Raw genomic sequence first — 19,570 nt, forward strand, 5'->3', positions numbered from 1 at the left:
CCTAGAAGCTCAAGTTCGCATCCTTCCAGAGGCGAAATCCCCCAAGAAACGCATTTTCGTTCTCGCCAATACGGCAGGCGGGAGGCAGTTCCTTGAGCTTTTCGGCATTGCCACCGCCAATGACGATTTCATGCGGCAGCAAGGCCGCTCTCAATCTTTCGACGATATCCTCGACCGACTGGCGCCACTTTTTCTTGCCGTATTTTTTAAGTCCGCGCTCGCCGATGAAGTCTTCGAAAGTACCCCGCTTCTTGTAGGGGAGGTGGGCAAGCTCCATGGGCAGGCAGACGTGATTGGCAATCATCGCCGAACCCAATCCGGTGCCGAGACCGAGAAACAGCATATTGCCATCTTTATAGTTGCCGATTGCCTGCATCACGGCGTCGTTGACAAGCTTGACCGGCTTGCCGAAAGCGGCGGAAAAGTCGAAATCCTGCCAGCCGCCTCCGAGATTGTGCGGTTCCATAGCTGGCCTGTTGTTCGAAACAGGTCCAGGATATCCCATGCCGATCACGTCGTATCGCCAATCACCCGTCAGATCCTTGACGGCCTGAACCATCTCTTTTGCCGACATTGCAGGCCCCGAGACGGCTGCCCGGCGGTCGCTGCCGGAGCTGAGGCGCATTTTTACATGCGAACCGCCGAGATCGACTGCCAAGACGACAAGCTCTTCTATCGCAGCCGGTGCCACCGCTTTCTCCAGTTTTATGTTCGTCTTGCGGCTCTCTATTGCACTCATATTCGTCCACACTTTCTATTCGCGTCGGGCATCAATCGCACTATGCCGCTTCCACAATCGAGACGGAGAAATCCTCTCCTTCCCAATGATCGGTGTCAGCCCAGTAAAAGGTAAAGGCAATCGACCTGCCCTTAGGCACGCGTTCGCATGAAAGCTCGGCAACATGTATCCCGAAGCCGTTCTGGCTCGTTTCGGTATCGCTGGCGCTGGCCCAACCGTCGAAACTCCAGCGAATGACCGCTCGCGCCATGACCTCGATCCGCAGGCGCTTGCCGACGGAAAGCTGCGACAGCTTATTGTTGAAACGCCACGGCACGAAGCGCGCCGTCATCTTGTTTGTCACGTAACGCTCGACACCTTGTGGCGGCATGTCGAAAACGGCTCCGTCTCTCAGCGATCGCAGGAGTTTGATATGCTCGGCATGAGCCCAGACGAGCGGCATGGCGCTGCCGGAAGGTTTTCCCAAGACAAGCCCCTGCCCCGGAACATCGGGCTGGTCCCACACCTGCTCCGGCAGCAACCCGCCCTCCCCGGCAGATTGTTCGAGTGTCTTGAGCAACCTAAGAGCCGCTTCCGGCCGGCCGGCCGCAAGCTCATAATGGGCGCGCTCGCCTGCAAGCAAGGGCCATGGACGCCCGATGCCCGTGCCGTCGAACGGGCCGCCGTCTTCATGCTCGCCATAGCCATCGCCGGTGTAACGATACCATAAAGGACCTTGCGGCAGGTCGCATTTGAGCTGGGCATCGATAACCCTGACGGTGTCGAGGATGCGAGGATCGTCGGCGGCACGCAATCCGAACCGCACCAGCGCCAAGGCATCGGGACTGACGACGCGGGCGGTCGGCAGGAACGATTCAGCGGGCGGCCTGTTCTTGATCGGCACGAAACCCTCGGCCGGCGAGCTTCCGTCGGCGATCTCAGGCGGCGCAATACGGACATAATAACCCTTGATCCCGAGAGCGGCGCTTTCCGCATCGCTGCTGACATAGGTCCAGCGCTCGATCTGGTCGTTCCAGGCATCCGCAGTCTGCCGCAGATAATCCGCATTGTGCGTCTGACCGGCAATTTCCAGAATATCGGCCGCCGCCAGTAGCGCGGCGATCTCAACCGCCAAGGTGAAGGGAGAAAAGCCGCCATCCTCCTCCCAGCGGTCCTCACCCGTGACGGGACCGTTGACGACGACGTAGCGTGCTGCCCTTTCGACCATCGGCACGTAGGACAGTAGCAGATCGCCCGTGAGGACCCCTTCGCGGCGCAACGCATCGGCAAGCAGGATCGGGAAGGCGCATTCGTCCATCTGTATCCCGGTCCAGTAAGGCTCGCCGTCCAGCCAGCAATTCTGCGGCCAATGGCCATCCTCTTCCTGGATGACGCGCAGATAGGCCAGAATGCGCAGCGCATCCTGCGAGGCGCCCGCAGCCAGGAAGCCGCCGGCGGTCTCGACCAGATCGCGCGGCCAGACCAGATGATAGCCCCCGAGGTCTTCATCGCCCTTGGCAAAACCCCATGGAATGGAAAGAGAGGCAACGGCGGGCCCTTCGAAGGAGAGAGGCCGGTGCGTTGCCAGCACGGCTGTCGATATTCGATAGCGATTGACTTCGGGCGGCGGCGCTCTCGGTTCGTCGAGAGCCAGTAATCCGGCTTGCCATGTCCGCCAGTCGGCAACATAGCTGCGCTCAGCGCTGTCATAGCCGGCCTGCAAGCTGGCAAGAGCATTATAGCCGGCCTCTTTGGCATGGCTTCCGAATCCGAGCGATACGGTGACGGTGTCGCTGCCGCCGATCAGATCGATCTCTCCGGTCAGGGCGACGTTGCCGTCGGCGGCACGCGCGAAGACCGGGTCCAACCGAGCCTCCTTTCGCAATTGCTGCCATCCGTCGGAAATACCGACATAACCGGCAGAGGCCGTGCGCCAACCTCCGCTGACAGCAAGGGCCATCGAGATGCCGCCTGTACCCGTGGCAAAGAGCATCGGCGTGCCCTTATAGTCTCCCACCCAGCCCGTATTGCCGTAACCGGCATTGACCAGATGCGGAGCCGCAAGCAGGTAGAGACGATAATCGTGGATCGTCCCCTCCAGCGGCTCGAACGATATCTGCTGAAGCAGGCTGCTGCGCATCGGGTCGATGATGATGCGCTTGATGATCCGGTAACGACCGTCAATTGCAGTGTTGATCAACCGATAGGCCGGGACGCCATCCTCGAGCGTCGTCACGACGCTCTCCGTATCGCGCTTTTCCTCCGAAAAGTAACCATCGGGCCCTGTGACGATCAATCCGATGTCGCGGGTGCAGGCGCTGTCGACGCGGGGATAATAGATTTCGTTCAGAATACCGTGGCTGAGAGTGAACCAGATGCGGCAGGCCGGCGAAAGCGCCGTGCCGACTCCGCTCTTTGCACTGGACGTCCAGCGAGGTTCGATACCGTTCACGCTGGGGCCGGAAGCATCGTAAGGCGCCATGCACTATCTCCTCTGTCGCTGCAATCTGCTCCGGCCAAAGTATTTCGGCAAGACGGAAGCTATGCGCATTCAAGCTGATGCGCCCAGGTTTTACTGCCATTGACAGCCTCCGCTCGTCCTGTATTCTGTTATAAAATTCTATATAACATAATTGTGGAACATAATTGGGAGAATATCGATGAGGTTCAGACTCGGATTCCTGATTGCGGCTGCCCTGATTGCCGCGCCTTCGCTGTTGATGGCGCAGGAAAAAGGTGGCGTCATCAATGTCGCGACAATCGGCGAGCCGCCGACGCTCGATCCCATGACTTCCACTGCCGATCTCGTCGGTATTGTCACCCAACATATCTTCGAAACGCTCTACACCTTCGACAAGAGCTGGAACGTCACGCCGCTCCTTGCCGAGAGCCTGCCGCAGATCAGTGCCGACGGCAAAACCTACACGATCAAACTCAGGACCGGTATCAAGTTCCATGGCGGCAGCGTCATGACCGCCAACGATGTGGTCGCCTCGCTCAACCGCTGGGTCAAGCTGGCGTCGCGCGGCAAGCAGGCGGGCGGCTTCATCGAATCGATTGCCGCCCAGGATCCGGCGACCGTCATCATCAAGCTGAAGCAGCCTTATGCCCCGCTCACCTCGCTGCTCGCCTTCAACAACTCGGCCGCCATCATCATTCCGGCCAGCAAGCAGGCGGATACGATGACCGATTTCATCGGCACCGGCCCCTATATGCTGAAGGAGCGCAAGCCCGACCAATATATCCAGCTGGTGCGTTTCGACGGCTACAAGCCGCGCGATGGCGAAAGCAATGGTTACGGGGGCGCCCGGCATCAATATCTCGACGAAATCCGCTTCGTCCCAGTGCCCGACGCCAATACTCGCGTGGAAGCCGCCATTTCCGGCCAGTACGACTATATCGACAGTCTTCCGGTCGAATCCTTCGACAAGCTGAAGTCCGCTTCGGCGACCCAGCCCCTGCTCCTGAAGCCGTTCGGCTATCCGGTTTTCGTCTTCAATACCGCCGAGGGCATCACCAAGAATGTGGCGATCCGCAAGGCGATCCGGCAGGCGCTCAGCATGGAGGATATGCTGGCAGCCGCCTTCGGCAGCACGAATTTCTACACCGTCGACGGCAACATGTACCCTGCCCCCTTTACCTGGAGCACCGATGCCGGGGTCAAAGGAAATTATAACGTCGCCGATCCGGAAGGCGCTGCTGCTGCCGCCAAGACAGCAGGCTACAAGGGCGAACCGATCCGTATCCTGACCAGCCGCCAGTATGAATTCCATTACAAGATGGCGCAGGTTGCGGCCGAATATTTGAAACAGGCGGGTTTCACGGTCGACCTTCAAGTTGTGGACTGGGCAACGCTCACCCAGCGCCGTGCCGACAAGGCACTGTGGGACATCTATATCAGCCACAGCCCTTTCCTGCCGGAGCCGGCGCTGATCGGCACGCTCTCACCAAGCTCGCCCGGTCGGTGGACGACGCCGACGAGCAAGGCTGCGATCGACGCGTTCAACACAGAGGTCGATCCCAAGAAGCGCATCGAGCTCTGGGCGAATGTGCAGAAGACCATCTATGACGAAGCTCCCATGATGAAGATCGGCGATTTCAACGCCGTTGCGGCCATCTCCACCAAGCTTCAGGGCGTCGACCCCGCGCCGTGGCCCTACTTCTGGAACGCATCGATCAAGAAATAAGCCTCCCAAGGCATTCGGGCGCCGGCCGCGGCCGGCGCCCGTTCCCGATCCTGTCAGTGTGACCTAGAGCAATTCCAGGAAAGTGCGCCGCGGTTTTCCGTTCGGAATTGCGAGAGAACAAAGAAATAGCGTGGTTCCGGAAAAGAAGCGGAACCATGCTGGGAACCGACCCGATGATACGCTACATCCTTCAACGTCTTGCAGGCATGATCGTCGTGATGTTTCTCGTCGTCACGATCGTCTTCGTGATCGTGCGTGTGACCCCGGGCGATCCGGCCGCCGTCATGCTCGGCCCGGATGCGACCGCACAGGATATCGCAGAGCTGCGTACCCGGCTAGGCCTCGACCAGTCTATCCTCATCCAATACGCGTTCTATGTGGGGCAATTGCTGAAGGGCGATCTCGGCCAATCGATCTTCCTGAACATCCCGGTTTCCTCCGCGCTTTTCGAACGCGCCGAGCCGACCTTTTTCCTGACACTCTTCTCGCTTCTCATCGCAGGCATCATCGCATTGCCGATCGGCATCTATGCCGCTTACCGGCGCGGATCGTTCGTCGATCAGGCTTCGATGGCGATCGGCATGCTGGCGGCGAGCATACCAAGCTTCTGGCTTGGCCTCATCCTGATGCAGATCTTCGCAGTGCGCCTGGGAATATTTCCGGTTTCCGGCTATGGCGGACCGGGCGCAGGTTTCCTCGATCGCATGTATCATCTGACGCTGCCGGCCGTAGCACTCGGTCTCGTCTCCTCGGCGCTGATCCTGCGTTTCACTCGCGCATCGATGCTCGACGTGCTCGGAGACGACTATATCAGGACCGCGCGCGCAAAGGGGTTGATCGAACGCCGCGTCGTCCTGAAACATGCGCTGAAGAACGCGCTTATTCCAATTTTGACCGTTCTCGGGCTGACGGCCGCCGTGCTGATTTCCGGTGCCGTCGTCACGGAAACGGTCTTCGGTCTGCCGGGTGTCGGAAGCCTCGTCGTCTCGGCGGTGCTGCGCCGCGACTATCCGGTGATCCAAGGGGCCCTGCTCGTCATCGCCGGCCTCTACGTCCTGATCAATTTTGCGATCGACATGCTCTACCTGCTGGTTGATCCGAGGGTGCGCTACTGATGGCCGATATCGCAACCGACACACCCAGACAGGCGCAAAGCGAGCGAAGCAAGTTCCTTCGCCGGCTCCTGAAGCGCAAGACCGTCGCCGCCGGCCTCACCGTACTGGCGATCTTCGTGCTGCTTGCCATCCTCGCCCCGTGGATCGCCCCCTACTCGCCTTCGAAGCTCTCGATCGTCAACCGGCTAAAGCCACCAAGCGGGATCTACTGGTTCGGCACCGATGAATTCGGCCGCGATATCTTCTCCCGCACCATCTATGCAGGACGATTGTCGCTGCTCGTCGGAGCCGCCGTCGTGGCCCTATCGGCCGCGATCGGCGTTACCCTCGGGCTGCTCGCCGGTTTCTTCCAGAGGCTCGACACGCCGATCGCCCGCCTCATCGACGCGATGATGGCATTTCCCGACATTTTGCTCGCCATTGCGCTGGTCGCAGCCCTCGGTCCGTCACTGACGACGGTCATCGTCGCGCTATCGATCGTGTACGCACCGCGGCTGGCCCGCATCGTCCGCGCCTCGACCCTTGTCATCCGCGAACTCCCTTACGTGGAGGCGGCCAAGGCTCTGGGCATATCGACATTCCACATCATGACGCGGCATGTCCTTAGAAACCTCCTGTCGCCGATCCTGGTGCAGGGCTCGTTTCTCTTCGCCAGCGCCATGCTGGCCGAAGCCGGGCTCTCGTTCCTCGGCCTCGGCGTCAGCCCTGAAATCCCCACCTGGGGCACCATGATCGCCGCCGGCCGGCAATATATCGGCCAGGCCGACTGGATGACCTACTTCCCAGGCTTTGCCATCATCCTCTCCGTGCTCTCGCTGCAAATGGTCGGCGACGGCCTGCGGGACATGCTCGATCCAAGACTTCGAAAGGACCTGTAAATGACCGGTGAAAAAGCGGGCAAACCGCTCCTCCTCACCAATGTGAAGCCCATGACTTTCGGCAGCGATACGCAGGCCGGCATCATCGACATTCTCATCGGCGCCGACGGCAAGATTACCGCGTTCGGCCCGCAGCTTACCGCTGCCGGCAATGTCGAACGCGTCGACGGCAAGGGCGCGTGGATTTCGCCCGGCTGGATCGACCTGCATGTTCATATCTGGCATGGCGGCACGGATATCTCGATCCGCCCGTCCGAATGCGGCGCCGAGCGCGGCGTCACGACGCTGGTCGATGCCGGCTCCGCCGGCGAAGCCAATTTTCACGGTTTTCGCGAATATATCATCGAACCATCCAGAGAGCGCATCAAGGCCTTCCTCAATCTCGGCTCGATCGGCCTCGTTGCCTGCAATCGCGTTCCGGAACTGCGCGATATCAAGGATATCGATCTCGACCGCATCCTAGAATGCTACGCTCAGAACAGCGAACACATCGTCGGCATCAAGGTGCGTGCCAGCCATGTGATTACCGGCTCCTGGGGGGTCACCCCCGTCAAGCTCGGCAAGAAGATCGCAAAGATCCTGAAGGTACCGATGATGGTGCATGTCGGCGAGCCGCCCGCGCTCTACGACGAAGTGCTCGAAATTCTCGGACCGGGCGATGTCGTCACGCACTGCTTCAATGGCAAGGCGGGTTCGAGCATCATGGAAGACGAGGACCTCTACAATCTCGCCGAACGTTGCGCCGGCGAAGGCATCCGGCTCGATATCGGCCATGGAGGCGCGTCCTTCTCTTTCAAGGTCGCGGAAGCAGCGATCAGACGCGGCCTGCTGCCCTACTCGATCTCGACCGACCTGCACGGGCATTCGATGAACTTCCCGGTTTGGGATCTGGCGACCACCATGTCCAAGCTGCTCTCGGTCGGCATGCCCTTCGATAAGGTGGTCGACGCCGTCACTCATGCGCCCGCCTCGGTCATCAAGCTTTCGATGGACAACCGGCTGTCTATCGGCGAACGGGCTGATTTCACCATCTTCGATCTCGTGGACGCGGATCTCGAGGCGACCGATTCCAATGGCGACGTCTCGCGCCTGCAGAAGCTGTTCGAACCGCGTTATGCAATCATCGGCGCGGAGGCGGTCACAGCCAGCCGCTACGTGCCCCGCGCCCGCAAGCTCGTTCGCCACAGCCACGGCTATTCGTGGCGCTAATCAAACACCAGGCTCGCATAGCAGGAGCATACGTGAACACGTCCCCAACACAGGCCCCTTCGGCAGCGCAAACACCTTACCAGCGACTGGCTGCGCTCGGGATCGAGCTTCCGCCGCCGCCGCCGCCAATCGCCAACTTCGTCACCCATGTCCGCGAAGGCAATGTACTCTACCTTTCGGGCCAAGGACCGCGGGAAGCAGACGGCCATCTCCATTCCGGCAAGGTCGGCGGTGATGTCGGCGTCGACCGGGCCTATCAGCATGCGCGGCTGACGGGCATCAATCTGCTTGCCGTCATGCACGGTGCGCTCGGCGATCTTTCCCGGGTGAAGCGGGTGGTGAAGCTGCTTGGCATGGTCAATGCCGTGCCGCATTTCGAGGATCATCCAAGCGTCATCAACGGCTGCTCGGACCTCTTCGTTGAAGTCTTCGGCGAGGCGGGCCAGCATGCCCGTTCGGCCGTCGGCTTCGGATCACTGCCCGGCAATATTACGGTCGAGATCGAAGCGATCGTATCGCTCAACGACTAGTTTTTAGCGCAATTCCGGACGCAAAACCGCGTCGCACTTTTGCTGGAATTGCTCAAAGGAGGACGAATTCAGTGGTTGCGCCAGCCCATCAGCTTTTCGATCCGCTCGGCGGCCGCGCGCACCTGTTCGCTATAATGGTTGCCGTCGGAAACGACTTTCTGTTCGGGCAGCACGATGGAAATGGTCGCGACACATTGACCATCCCGATCAACGACCGGCGAAGCGATGCAGGCAACCGCATAATCGGACTCCGCCACCTGGATGGACAAGCGCTCTTCAAAGGCCTTGCCCGCCGCATCGGAAAGCACGCGGGCATCGACCTCGGCCCGTCCGGTCGGCGAAGTGCGGGCACAGCGCTTGAAAAGCTCGATCCTTTCCTTTTCGGGCAAATGCCCGACCAGAAGCCGGCCCGAGGCGGTCCAGTTGAGCGGCACGCGGGTTCCGACACGGGAAGCGACCTGGAAATGGCTCGGTCCGTCCGCCATCGCCAGCACCAGCATGGAATCGCCGTCCCGGCCGCAGACTTGCACCGTCTCGCTCGCCTGCCGGCAAAGATCGTGCATTTCGCGGGTGGCGACGCTCATGAAATCGAGCGATCGGGCGTAAGCGAGGCCATAATGGTAAAGGCGCGCCCCGAGCCAAACAGTACCACCGGCATTGCGGCCGAGCATGTTCTTTTCCACCAGATCGTCGATGATCACATAGACGGTCGAAAGCGGTGCCTTGATCGCCTTGGCAATCGCGTAGGCGCCGGCCGGTGCGCCCGTTTCGTAGAGGTAGTCGATCACCTGCAGCGCGCGGTCGATGCCGCTGACGCGCGAACGGCGCACGCCTTTGGTTTCCGCTTCCCCGATGGAATCGGCGTCTTCAGGGGGTGTTGCGGGTAGGGCCTTGGCGTCCAAATCAACGCTCCTCGTGAGATTTCGAGAAGCTATTACATTACTATGGCATAGCTGTCGATGACAATCGGCAGCCGGTCGTCACTTTGGAGGGATAGAATGTCCGATGATATCCGCAGCAAGATCGGCCTGAGGCCCGTCATCAACGTATCAGGTACCATGACGAGCCTCGGCGCATCGATCGTCGTGCCCGAGGCGATTGCGGCAATGGCGGCGATCCTCCCGCAATTTGTTGAAATCAACGACCTCCAGCGCAAGGCCAGCGCCGTCATCGCGCGGTTGACGGGCGGCGAGGCGGGTTTCGTGACGGCATCCTGCTCCTCCGGCATCAGCCTCGCGGTTGCCGGCGCCATTACCGGCAACAACCTCCTTGCTATAGAGAGACTGCCTGATACCGTACCGGACAAGAACGAAATCATCGTGCAGATGGGCCATGTCGTGAGTTATGGCGCTCCCGTGGATCAGGCGATCCGCCTTGCCGGCGGCAAGGTCATCCTGATCGGCCAGGCGACCTCGACACATCGCTTCCATATGGAAAACGCCATAACCGAGAAGACGGCGGCAGCCGTCTATGTCGTCTCCCATCATGTCGTCGATTACGGCCTGCTTCATCTTTCCGAATTCGTCGAGATCGCTCATGCCAAGGGCGTGCCCGTTATCGTCGATGCGGCTTCCGAATATGACCTCAGGCTCTTTCTGGCGCAGGGCGCCGACATTGCCCTTTATTCCGGCCATAAGTTCCTCGGCGGCCCGACATCCGGCATCGTCGCGGGCAGGAAGGAACTGGTGCGCAACGCCTTCCTGCAGAACATGGGCATCGGCCGCGGCATGAAGGTCGGCAAGGAAAGCATCTATGGCGTCATGGCTGCGCTGGAGGCCTGGGAAAAGCGCGACCATGCCGGCATCCGAGAACGCGAGACCGGCTATCTGAATCTCTGGAAACGAACTCTCGACGGCCGCCCCGGCGTCACCGCACTGATCGAGCCCGATCCCACCAACAATCCGCTCGACCGCATGCGGGTCATTATCTCTGCGCCCGACGCGCATATCAGCGCCTGGGATCTCGCCGCAGCGCTTGCCCGCGGCAACCCGCCCGTCATCGTCCGAGACCACGAAGTGGAGCATCATTATTTCTATCTCGACCCGTGCAACCTGCATCCGGGTCAGGAGGCGATCGTGGCGGCGCGGCTTGCCGAAGAACTCGACAAGGCGCGCGCCTCCAACGAGATCATCATGACACCGATCGAAAACCGCAGCCGGCATCGCTTCGACGGCATGCTGAACTGGCCGGACTGAGCCGCGGCAGGGATCGCAACGAGGGAACGAGCATGAATATGTCGCAGCCAAAGGCCGCCGCAGGGGCCGCCGAAACCATCCTCTCCGTCGAGAACCTCACCACCTCATTTCTGGTGGATGGAACATGGAAGCCCGTCGTGCGCAATGTTTCCTTTTCGGTCGCGCCGGGCGAGACGGTGGCGATCGTGGGCGAGAGCGGCTCGGGCAAGAGCGTGACTTCGCTCTCGGTCATGCGGTTGCTACAGAGCGATTCAAGCCGCATCGAGGGCAGAATCATGCTGGGGCCCCGAAACCTGCTTTCGCTTCCTGAGCATGAGATGCGCAAGGTGCGCGGCAACGAGGTGTCGATGATCTTCCAGGAGCCGATGACGTCACTCAATCCGCTCTTCACCATCGGCGACCAGATTTCCGAGGCCTTGCTCTGCCACAGGGACATGTCGGCGGCGGATGCCAAGGCCGAGACGATCCGGCTTTTGGAGAAAGTCCGCATTCCCTCGGCCGCCTCACGCTTCGACGAATATCCGCACCGCTTTTCTGGCGGCATGCGCCAGCGCGTCATGATCGCCATGGCGCTTGCCTCAAAGCCAAAACTGCTGATCGCCGACGAGCCGACGACAGCGCTCGATGTCACGATCCAGGGCCAGATCCTCGATCTCATCAAGATGCTGCAGGAGGAGGAAGGAACCTCCGTCCTGTTCATCACGCATGACATGGGGGTGGTCGCGGAGATCGCCGATCGCACCGTCGTCATGTATCGCGGCGAGCAGGTGGAGACGGGTGCTACGGCCGACATCTTTCATCGGGGCCAGCATCCCTATACCCGCGCACTTTTGTCAGCTGTGCCGGTGCTCGGTTCGATGCAGGCCTATGACCGGCCGCTGCGCTTTCCCGTCGTCAATACGGCAACGGGAGAATCCGACACGCCGGTCGAGGTGCCGGATACGGTGGCAAAGGAAAAGCCGGTTCTGCAGGTGAAGAACCTCACCAAGCGCTTCGACATCCATTCCGGCCTTTTCGGAAAGCTCAGAGGCCGCGTGCATGCGGTCGAAAATGTCTCGTTCGATCTCTTTGCCGGCGAAACATTGTCGCTTGTCGGCGAATCCGGCTGCGGCAAATCGACGACGGGGCGCGCCATCATGCGGCTGATCGAGCCACAATCCGGCTCCGTCATCGTCGACGGTCGCGACGTGCTCTCGCTCGGCAAGTGCGACATGCGCGCGATGCGCAAATCCGTGCAGATGATCTTCCAGGACCCCTTCGCTTCGCTCAACCCGCGCATGACCGTCGGCCAGGCGATCGCCGAACCCTATCTCGAACACAGGACGGGAACAGCCAAGGAGGCAAGAGAGATCGTCGCCGACATGCTCCGCAAGGTCGGGCTGACGCCCGATATGGCCGGCCGCTACCCCCACGAATTCTCCGGCGGTCAGCGCCAGCGCATTTGCATCGCCCGCGCCCTGGCACTGCAGCCGAAGGTGATCGTCGCCGACGAAAGCGTGTCCGCGCTCGACGTGTCGATCAAGGCCCAGGTCATCAACCTGATGCTCGACCTGCAGCAGAGCCTCAACCTTTCCTTTCTGTTCATCTCCCACGACATGGCCGTCGTCGAGCGCGTCAGTCACCGCGTTGCGGTCATGTATCTCGGCGAAATCGTCGAAATCGGCCCGCGTGCCGACGTCTTCGGCAATCCTCAGCACGATTACACGAAGAAGCTGATGGCCGCCGTTCCGGTGCCAGATCCCGACCGGCGGCGCGAAAAGCGCGCAGGTGCCAGCGACGAGCTGAAAAGCCCAATCCGGCCGATCGATTACCTGGCCCAGCCGCGCGAGTATCGAACCGTCTCACCCGGCCATCTGGTTGCCGTCTGACACTTCGATTCAGATGGGCTGAACGCCCTTCATCATCCGCAACTGCAGCAGGCACCGGCATTGCAGAAGCTTGCTTTCTCCCTCAACAAGAGGACGCTCTTGCAAAAGCGCGCGGCATTGATTAATCGTTTAATCACGGAAATCGGAACGCATTCTTGGATGAGCCAGACACGCCTCTCTTCGATTCGGGAAATTGCCCTCAAACTGGGTGTCTCCACGGCAACGGTCTCGAACGCCCTGCGCGGTACGGGACGGGTGTCCTCCACCCTTGCTGCCCAAATCCGGCTGGAAGCAGACAGGCGCGGCTATGTGCCGGACCATACGGCGCGTGCCCTGCGCACCGGCAAGAGCAATACGATAGGCCTGCTGGTCCCGAATATCGGGCAGCCCTTGTTTCCCGCCTTTGCCCAGGCGATCGAACGCGCCGCCAAGCGACGCGGCCTCGCTGTTCTGATCGGCGATAGTCAGGGCGATCCGCATCAGCAGGATTTCGAAATCAGGACCATGATCGCCCGCGGCGTCGATGCGCTGATCGTGATACCGACGCGCGGCACGACGATTGAGCCCACGGATGTGCCCGTACCTGTCGCCGTGATCGACAGCGCCGCCACAACAGGCAATGTGGCAGCCAGCGATCATCGCGAGGGTGGGCGCCTCATCGCCCGGCACCTGCTGGAGCTTGGTCACGACCGGATTCTTATCCTCGCCGGCCCGGAGAATTCGCTGGTGGCGCGCGAGCGCGTCGGCGGAATGTGCGAGATCTTCCGCCAGGCCGGGGCCGAACCGGCATTGCGATATAGCGACGCAACCTTCGAAGCCGGCAGCGCCCTCGGCCACGAGTTCGATCTAAGCCATTTTACAGCCTGCGCCGCCGCCTATGATGCTCTCGCCATCGGTTTTGCCATTGCGGCTGGAGACAGAGGCTACCGCATTCCGGACGACATATCGCTCACAGGCTTCGATGATCTGATGTGGGCTCAAATCGTCTCTCCGCCGCTCACGACCGTCCGGCAGGATCTTGAAGCCGTGGCAAACCACGCCCTCGCCTTCGTTGCCGGAGAGACCGAGGCCAGCGGAATATTTCCGACGGAACTTGTCGTGCGGCAATCCACCGCCGGCCCGTCCGCCTTTGCCAAAGGAGGCAGACATGCCGAATGAACCCCAGGATATTCATTCGTCCGAGCTGCGCGATCGCGCCGTGCGAGCGGCGCTAGGGCTTGAACCCTTCGATGTGCTGATTAGCGGTGGAACGCTGGTCGATGTCGCAACCTCGGAAACAAGGCCGGCCGATATCGGCCTTGTCGGCCCCTTGATCGCAAGCGTTCATCCCTCCGGCACTAGGAAGGACGCAAGCCAGATCGTCGATGCCTCAGGACGATTCATCACGCCCGGATTCATCGACACGCATATGCATGTCGAAAGCTCGATGGTAACGCCGAGACGATACGCGGAAACAGTCGTTCCCCAAGGGACGACGACGGTCTGCTGGGACCCGCATGAAATCGGCAACGTCGCCGGCCTCGACGGTATTCGATGGGCGCTTGAAGAGACACGCCAATTGCCGCTGCGCTTCCTGACCCTGGCGCCATCCTGCGTGCCTTCGGCGCCCGGCCTGGAAGTTGCCGGTGCGGAATTCCGCTCCGGCGAAATGGCAACCATGCTGAGCTGGCCGGAGATCTCCGGCGTTGCCGAAGTGATGAACATGCGCGGTGTTCTTGAGCGCAGCGAACCGATGCGCGGCGTCGTCGAAGCCGGACTTGCGAGCGGCAAGCGCGTCTGCGGCCATGCCCGCGGGCTCGAAGGCGCGGAGTTGCAGGCCTTTGTTGCCGCAGGCATCCAATCCGATCACGAACTCACCTCGGGCGAGGACTTGCTGGCGAAATTGCGGGCGGGCCTGACGATCGAGTTGCGCGGTTCCCACGACTATGTCCTGCCCGGCGTTGTCGAAGTGCTGAAAAAGCTACCGCATCTGCCACAAACATTGACGATCTGCACCGATGACGTCTTCCCCGACGAGCTCGTGAATGATGGAGCGATGTCATCCGTTCTGAGACGTCTCATCGGCTATGGAATGAAGCCGGTCGATGCCATCCGCGCCGCCACGCTCAACGCCGCCATGTGGTTGAACCGTTATGATCTGGGGTTGGTCGCGCCCGGCCGCCGCGCCGATATCGTCATTCTCTCCGATCTGGAAAGGATCGTGGTCGACCGCGTCTATGCATCTGGGCGTGAAGTTGCCAGAGATGGCAATCTTATTGGAAGCGGCAAGAGCGTGTCCTCGGATGCCTATCGCGACACCGTAAAGCTCGGCAGGCTTTCTGCTGCCGATTTCGCGATCGAGCTGCCTGGTATGAGTGAGGCTCGCGTCAACACCATCGTGACCCCGCGGTTCACAAAATGGGGACAGGCAGTCGTCAAAGTCGAAGATGGCAAACTCGTCCTTCCCGACAACATGCTCCTGATGGCCGTCATCCACCGCCATGGAAGGAAGGAACCGATCCCCGTCATCGGCATCCTGGAGGACTGGGGCCATTGGCGCGGCGCGCTTGCGACGACGATATCGCATGACAGCCATAACCTCACCGTCTTCGGCCGCAATCCCGCGGATATGGCTGCGGCGGCCAACGCCGTTATCGAGGCCGGCGGCGGCATGGCAACGGCCGCCGACGGCAGGGTTACAGCACTGCTCGCCCTGCCCGTCTGCGGCCTGCTGTCGGATGCACCCGCGAAGAACGTGGCCGACGACTTCGCCAGACTGCGCGCGGCAGCCGATGCGATTGCCGACTGGATGCCGCCCATTCGCACCTTCAAGGCAGTCGTCGGGGCAAGCCTTGCCTGCAACCCCGGCCCGCACGTCACCGATCTCGGGCTAACCGACGGAACCACCCAGGACATCAGACCGCTTCTGGCTGCCAGCCAAAATTGAGGTCACCCGCCGCACGGCAGCGTTTGCCGACTTAGGAGATATCACAATGACCTCAGATACGAATGTCGGGCAGCCGGGCGACACATACGAACCGCGCTGGAAGACTTACTTTCGCATGGGCGAGCGTAAGGCCAATGCGAAGACGGAAATCATCGCCGGCATGACGTCCTTCCTGGCGTCGGCCTATCTTCTCGTCGTGATTCCGTCCCTGCTTTCCGCCGGAGGTATCGACCGCGCCGCCGCAACGACGGCAACCATTCTCGTCATTATCGGCGCAACCCTATTCATGGCGCTCTATGCCAATATGCCTTTCGTGGTGGGGCCGGGCATCGGCGGCTCGGTTCTGGTAGGCCCGACGATGGCGGCCGTGGAGCACATTCCCTGGCAGACCGGCCTTGCCATCTCCTTCTGGTCGAGCGTCATCTTTGTTTTGCTGACTGTCCTCGGTGTACGCCAGGTTATTGCTCGCATGGTTCCGGCCCAGATCAAGCTTGGCCTGGGGGCGGCGATCGGATTGTTCATCGCGCTGCTCGGCTTCAAGAATGCCGGACTTGTCGACGTAAACGTCAAGAGCCATGCTCTCATGCTCGGCTCGTTCAACTCCGGACAGGCGATCATTGCCGTCTTCGGCATCTTCCTCGCGGTCTTTCTGCGCGGGCGCAAAGTGCCGGGGCCGATCCTCTGGGCCATCCTAGGCAGCACGCTGCTCGGCATTCCGCTCGGCGTCACCAAGGTGCCTGAGACATTCTTCGGAGCGCCGCATGGTATCTCCGAGATCGGCCTCCAGCTCGATTTCCTCGGCGCGCTGAAGATAGACTATTTCCCCTATCTCTTTGCCTTCTTCGCATCCGAGTTCTTCTCGACCCTGGGCACGACGCTCGCCGTCGGCGCCAAGGCCGGTCTGGTCGACGAGGAAGGCAACATGGCGGATCTAGGCAAACCGTTCCTCGTCGATTCGATTGCCGCCACCATCAGTCCCCTGCTCGGCATTCCCTCCGCCACGGCGCTCGTCGAAAGTGCCACCGGCGCGGAAGCCGGCGGACGTACTGGTTTCGCCTCGCTCGCAACCGCAGCCCTTTTTGCCCTTACTCTGCTCTTTACCCCGATCGCGCTGATGATCCCGGCCGCTGCCACCGCACCCGCTCTGATCCTCGTCGGCATGTCGATGTTCAGCGCATTGAAACGCGTCGACCTGGAGAATTTCTCCGACGGTCTTTCCGCGCTGATGATGGTCCTTCTGACCTTGGTCTCCAACAGCTTTGGAACCGGTATCGCCGGCGGACTGCTGTTCTACGTCATCGTCAAGGTCCTGTCGGGGGAAGCACGGCAGGTCTCCATCGGCATGTACCTTCTTGCCATCCCGCTTGCCTATTATTTCTGGACCGTGGCCGCTCACTGAGCGGCCAAAAATCCATAGATTCAGCATTACTCATCCAGCATGAAACCGCGGACCGGCGATCCGATTGGCGATGCCCATCGGCCGTGTTTCGGACGTCCTCTATTCTGTCACATCCATGTCATGAAATGCGTCGACACCTCATGCCAAATCAGGAGCGGGTATCGATATGGATTATTTCAGACGTTTCAACTTTCTGTTCGCAACGCCAACCTTCGACAATGAGGATCTGGAAGGCGCCCGCTACAATCAGATCGTCGAGGAGATCGAACGCTCCGGTTTCGAGGTGGTGCGGGCGCGCAATCTCGAAGACGCCGAGATCGCCGTGCAGACCGATGCCGCGATCGGCTGCATGCTGGTCGATTGGGGCAAGAAGGGGCTCGAAGGCAAAACTGCTGCTCTCATCAACCTCATGCGCCGGCGCGGCCTCGAATTCCCCATCATCCTGCTCATCCGCCGCAAGCGCTTCGAGGATGTGCCCGTCGAAGTCCTCGATTTCATCGACGGCTACGTCTTCCTGTCGGAAGAAACGCCTGCCTTCATCGCCAAAAGCCTCATCAGCCGCCTCAAGCAATATGCCGAGACGCTGAAGACGCCGTTCTTTGGCGCGCTGGTCGATTATGCCGAGGAGGGCAATCATCTCTGGACCTGCCCGGGGCACAATGGCGGCATATTCTATAGCCGCAGCCCCATCGGCCGGGTCTTCATGGAGCATCTGGGCGAAGCGGTCTTCCGCGACGATCTCGACAATTCCGTGCTCGATCTGGGCGACCTCTTGACCCATGAGGGGCCCGCGCTTGCCGCGCAGAAGGAAGCCGCCAAGATCTTTGGGGCCGAAAAGACCTATTTCGTTCTGAACGGCACCTCCACGTCAAACAAGGTCGCGCTTTCGGCGCTCGTCACCGATGGTGATCTGGTGCTGTTCGACCGCAATAACCACAAGGCCGCCCATCACGGCGCCCTGATGATCTCGGGCGGCATTCCGATCTATCTGCCGACCAGACGCAATCTCTATGGCCTGATCGGTCCCATGGATTTCACTGAAATGGACGAGGACGCGCTGCGCGAGCGTATCCGCACCCATCCGCTGGTGAAGGATCCGGAGGCTTACAAGAAACCTCGGCCGTTCCGCGTCGCGGTCGTCGAGCAATGCACCTATGACGGCACCATCCACAATGCCGAGATGATCCTCAAGCGCATCGGCCCTCTCTGCGACTACATCCTCTTCGACGAGGCGTGGGCGGGCTTCATGAAATTTCACCCGCTGTATGCCGGGCGCTTTGCCATGGGTCTTTCGGACCTCGGCCCTGATGCGCCGGGCATCCTCGCCACCCAATCCACCCACAAGCAGCTGGCGAGCTTCTCGCAGGCCTCGCAGATTCACATGAAGGACCGGCACATTACCGGCCAGAAGCGCCGCGTGGAGCACCGTCGCTTCAACGAAAGCTTCATGCAGCACGCCTCGACCTCGCCCTTCTACCCGCTCTTCGCCTCGCTCGACGTCGGCGCGCAGATGATGAAGGGACGCTCTGGCGAAGTGCTCTGGGACGATACGATCCGCCTCGGCATCGAGCTGCGCAAGAAGATCCGCGCCGTGCGCCGCGAATTCGAGGAGAAGGAACATCGCGCGGAGCGCCGCTGGTTCTTCGAGCCCTTCGTGCCGGATCGGGTGGCGATCCCGGATGTGGCGAGCCCCGGCGCTGTGCACGACGTGCCATGGGAAAGCGTCGCCACCGACCAGCTCGCCACCAATCCCGCCTTCTGGCATCTGACGCCCGATGCGGCATGGCATGGCTTTTCCGGCATGGAGCCGGGTTTCGCCATGACGGACCCCAACAAGCTTACCTTGCTCACGCCGGGCTTCGATCGCCGGACGGGGAAATATACCGAACACGGCATACCGGCGCCCGTCGTCGCGCAATACCTGCGCGAAAACCGTATCGTTGCGGAAAAGAACGACCTCAATTCGCTGCTTTTCCTCCTCACTCCGGGTGTCGAAGCCAGCAAGGCCGGCACGCTGATCAGCGGTCTCGTCGCCTTCAAGAAGCTTCATGACGATAATGCGCTGGTAGAAGAAGCAATTCCGGAATTCTATCGCCGCCGTCCGAGCCGCTATGCCGGCGTGCGCCTGCGCGATCTCTGCGCTGAGATGCACAATTTCTTCCGCCAGGCCGATGTCAGCGCCCTGCAGACGAAACAGTTTTCCGCCGAACACTTGCCGCCGATCGCCATGTCGCCGCACGATGCTGCGCGCTGCCTGGTGCGCAACGATGTCGACTATCTGCCGATAGACGCCATTGCCGGCCGCATCGCAACCACACCCTTCGTCGTCTATCCGCCGGGGATCGCAACCATCGTGCCGGGCGAGCGCCTGACGGAAAGAGCAAAACCGATGATCGACTATCTCAAGATGTTCGAAACCTGTTTCAACACCTTCCCCGGCTTCGAGGTGGAAATCCAGGGGCTCTATCGCGAAGTCGATGCATCCGGAAAGATCCGGCTCTATACCTACGTCGTCGCGGAATAGGCTTGGAAATTCAGGTTCGGA

Annotated in this window: 14 protein-coding genes; 11 read left to right on the forward strand and 3 right to left on the reverse strand. The window is 60.8% G+C overall.

The annotated features are described in order from the left end of the window. Position 1 precedes the first annotated feature (1 nt). Complete coding sequence (locus tag C7U61_RS05405; RefSeq protein ID WP_181315798.1) at positions 2-739, reverse strand: ROK family protein; 738 nt, start codon at positions 737-739, stop codon at positions 2-4. Positions 740-779: 40 nt separating this feature from the next. Beyond that, a complete protein-coding gene (locus tag C7U61_RS05410) occupies positions 780-3,200 on the reverse strand; it encodes a glucan 1,4-alpha-glucosidase (protein ID WP_106997135.1) in 2,421 nt (806 codons plus the stop codon). A 178-nt stretch (positions 3,201-3,378) separates the two neighbouring features. On the opposite strand from C7U61_RS05410, the gene C7U61_RS05415 reads away from it, so the two are divergent. From C7U61_RS05415 to C7U61_RS05435, 5 genes are all read left to right on the forward strand, one after another. Then, positions 3,379-4,905, forward strand: coding sequence for an ABC transporter substrate-binding protein (locus C7U61_RS05415; RefSeq protein WP_106997136.1), 1,527 nt, complete (start codon positions 3,379-3,381; stop codon positions 4,903-4,905). A gap of 173 nt (positions 4,906-5,078) precedes the next feature. Next, positions 5,079-6,020 (forward strand): ABC transporter permease, encoded by a 942-nt coding sequence (locus C7U61_RS05420; protein ID WP_181315799.1) that lies wholly within the window; start codon positions 5,079-5,081, stop codon positions 6,018-6,020. Continuing rightward, positions 6,020-6,898, forward strand: a complete 879-nt coding sequence (locus tag C7U61_RS05425) for an ABC transporter permease (RefSeq protein WP_106997137.1) — start codon at positions 6,020-6,022, stop codon at positions 6,896-6,898. Before C7U61_RS05420 ends, C7U61_RS05425 begins: the two co-directional genes overlap by 1 nt. Beyond that, positions 6,899-8,107, forward strand: a complete 1,209-nt coding sequence (locus tag C7U61_RS05430; RefSeq protein ID WP_106997138.1) for an amidohydrolase/deacetylase family metallohydrolase — start codon at positions 6,899-6,901, stop codon at positions 8,105-8,107. Between the two features lie 32 nt (positions 8,108-8,139). Then, on the forward strand, positions 8,140-8,637 hold the full coding sequence (locus C7U61_RS05435; RefSeq protein ID WP_106997139.1) for a RidA family protein: 498 nt from the start codon (positions 8,140-8,142) through the stop codon (positions 8,635-8,637). A 68-nt stretch (positions 8,638-8,705) separates the two neighbouring features. Here C7U61_RS05435 and C7U61_RS05440 read toward each other — a convergent pair whose 3' ends face one another. After that, entirely contained in the window at positions 8,706-9,491 is a 786-nt protein-coding gene (locus C7U61_RS05440; protein ID WP_245410755.1) for an IclR family transcriptional regulator, read from the reverse strand. A 144-nt stretch (positions 9,492-9,635) separates the two neighbouring features. Here C7U61_RS05440 and C7U61_RS05445 point away from each other — a divergent pair, with 144 nt between their 5' ends. The 6 genes from C7U61_RS05445 (at position 9,636) to C7U61_RS05470 (ending at position 19,549) form a co-directional block, all read left to right on the forward strand. Then, positions 9,636-10,832, forward strand: a complete 1,197-nt coding sequence (locus C7U61_RS05445) for an aminotransferase class V-fold PLP-dependent enzyme (protein WP_106997141.1) — start codon at positions 9,636-9,638, stop codon at positions 10,830-10,832. A gap of 38 nt (positions 10,833-10,870) precedes the next feature. Continuing rightward, positions 10,871-12,700 carry an ABC transporter ATP-binding protein gene (locus C7U61_RS05450; protein WP_106997216.1) on the forward strand — a complete coding sequence of 610 codons (1,830 nt, stop codon included), beginning with the start codon at positions 10,871-10,873 and terminating at the stop codon, positions 12,698-12,700. Positions 12,701-12,859: 159 nt separating this feature from the next. Further along, the gene (locus C7U61_RS05455; protein WP_106997142.1) at positions 12,860-13,858 is read left to right on the forward strand and encodes a LacI family DNA-binding transcriptional regulator; all 999 of its coding nucleotides are present in this window, start codon (positions 12,860-12,862) and stop codon (positions 13,856-13,858) included. Next, positions 13,848-15,626, forward strand: coding sequence for an adenine deaminase C-terminal domain-containing protein (locus C7U61_RS05460; RefSeq protein ID WP_106997143.1), 1,779 nt, complete (start codon positions 13,848-13,850; stop codon positions 15,624-15,626). The genes C7U61_RS05455 and C7U61_RS05460 overlap by 11 nt, the downstream gene beginning before the upstream one ends. 46 nt (positions 15,627-15,672) lie before the next feature. After that, positions 15,673-17,025 carry an NCS2 family permease gene (locus tag C7U61_RS05465; RefSeq protein ID WP_106997144.1) on the forward strand — a complete coding sequence of 451 codons (1,353 nt, stop codon included), beginning with the start codon at positions 15,673-15,675 and terminating at the stop codon, positions 17,023-17,025. A gap of 166 nt (positions 17,026-17,191) precedes the next feature. Beyond that, positions 17,192-19,549 (forward strand): Orn/Lys/Arg decarboxylase N-terminal domain-containing protein, encoded by a 2,358-nt coding sequence (locus C7U61_RS05470; protein ID WP_106997145.1) that lies wholly within the window; start codon positions 17,192-17,194, stop codon positions 19,547-19,549. Positions 19,550-19,570 lie beyond the last annotated feature (21 nt).

This window comes from Rhizobium sp. JAB6 (assembly GCF_003024605.1).
Lineage (GTDB): Bacteria > Pseudomonadota > Alphaproteobacteria > Rhizobiales > Rhizobiaceae > Rhizobium.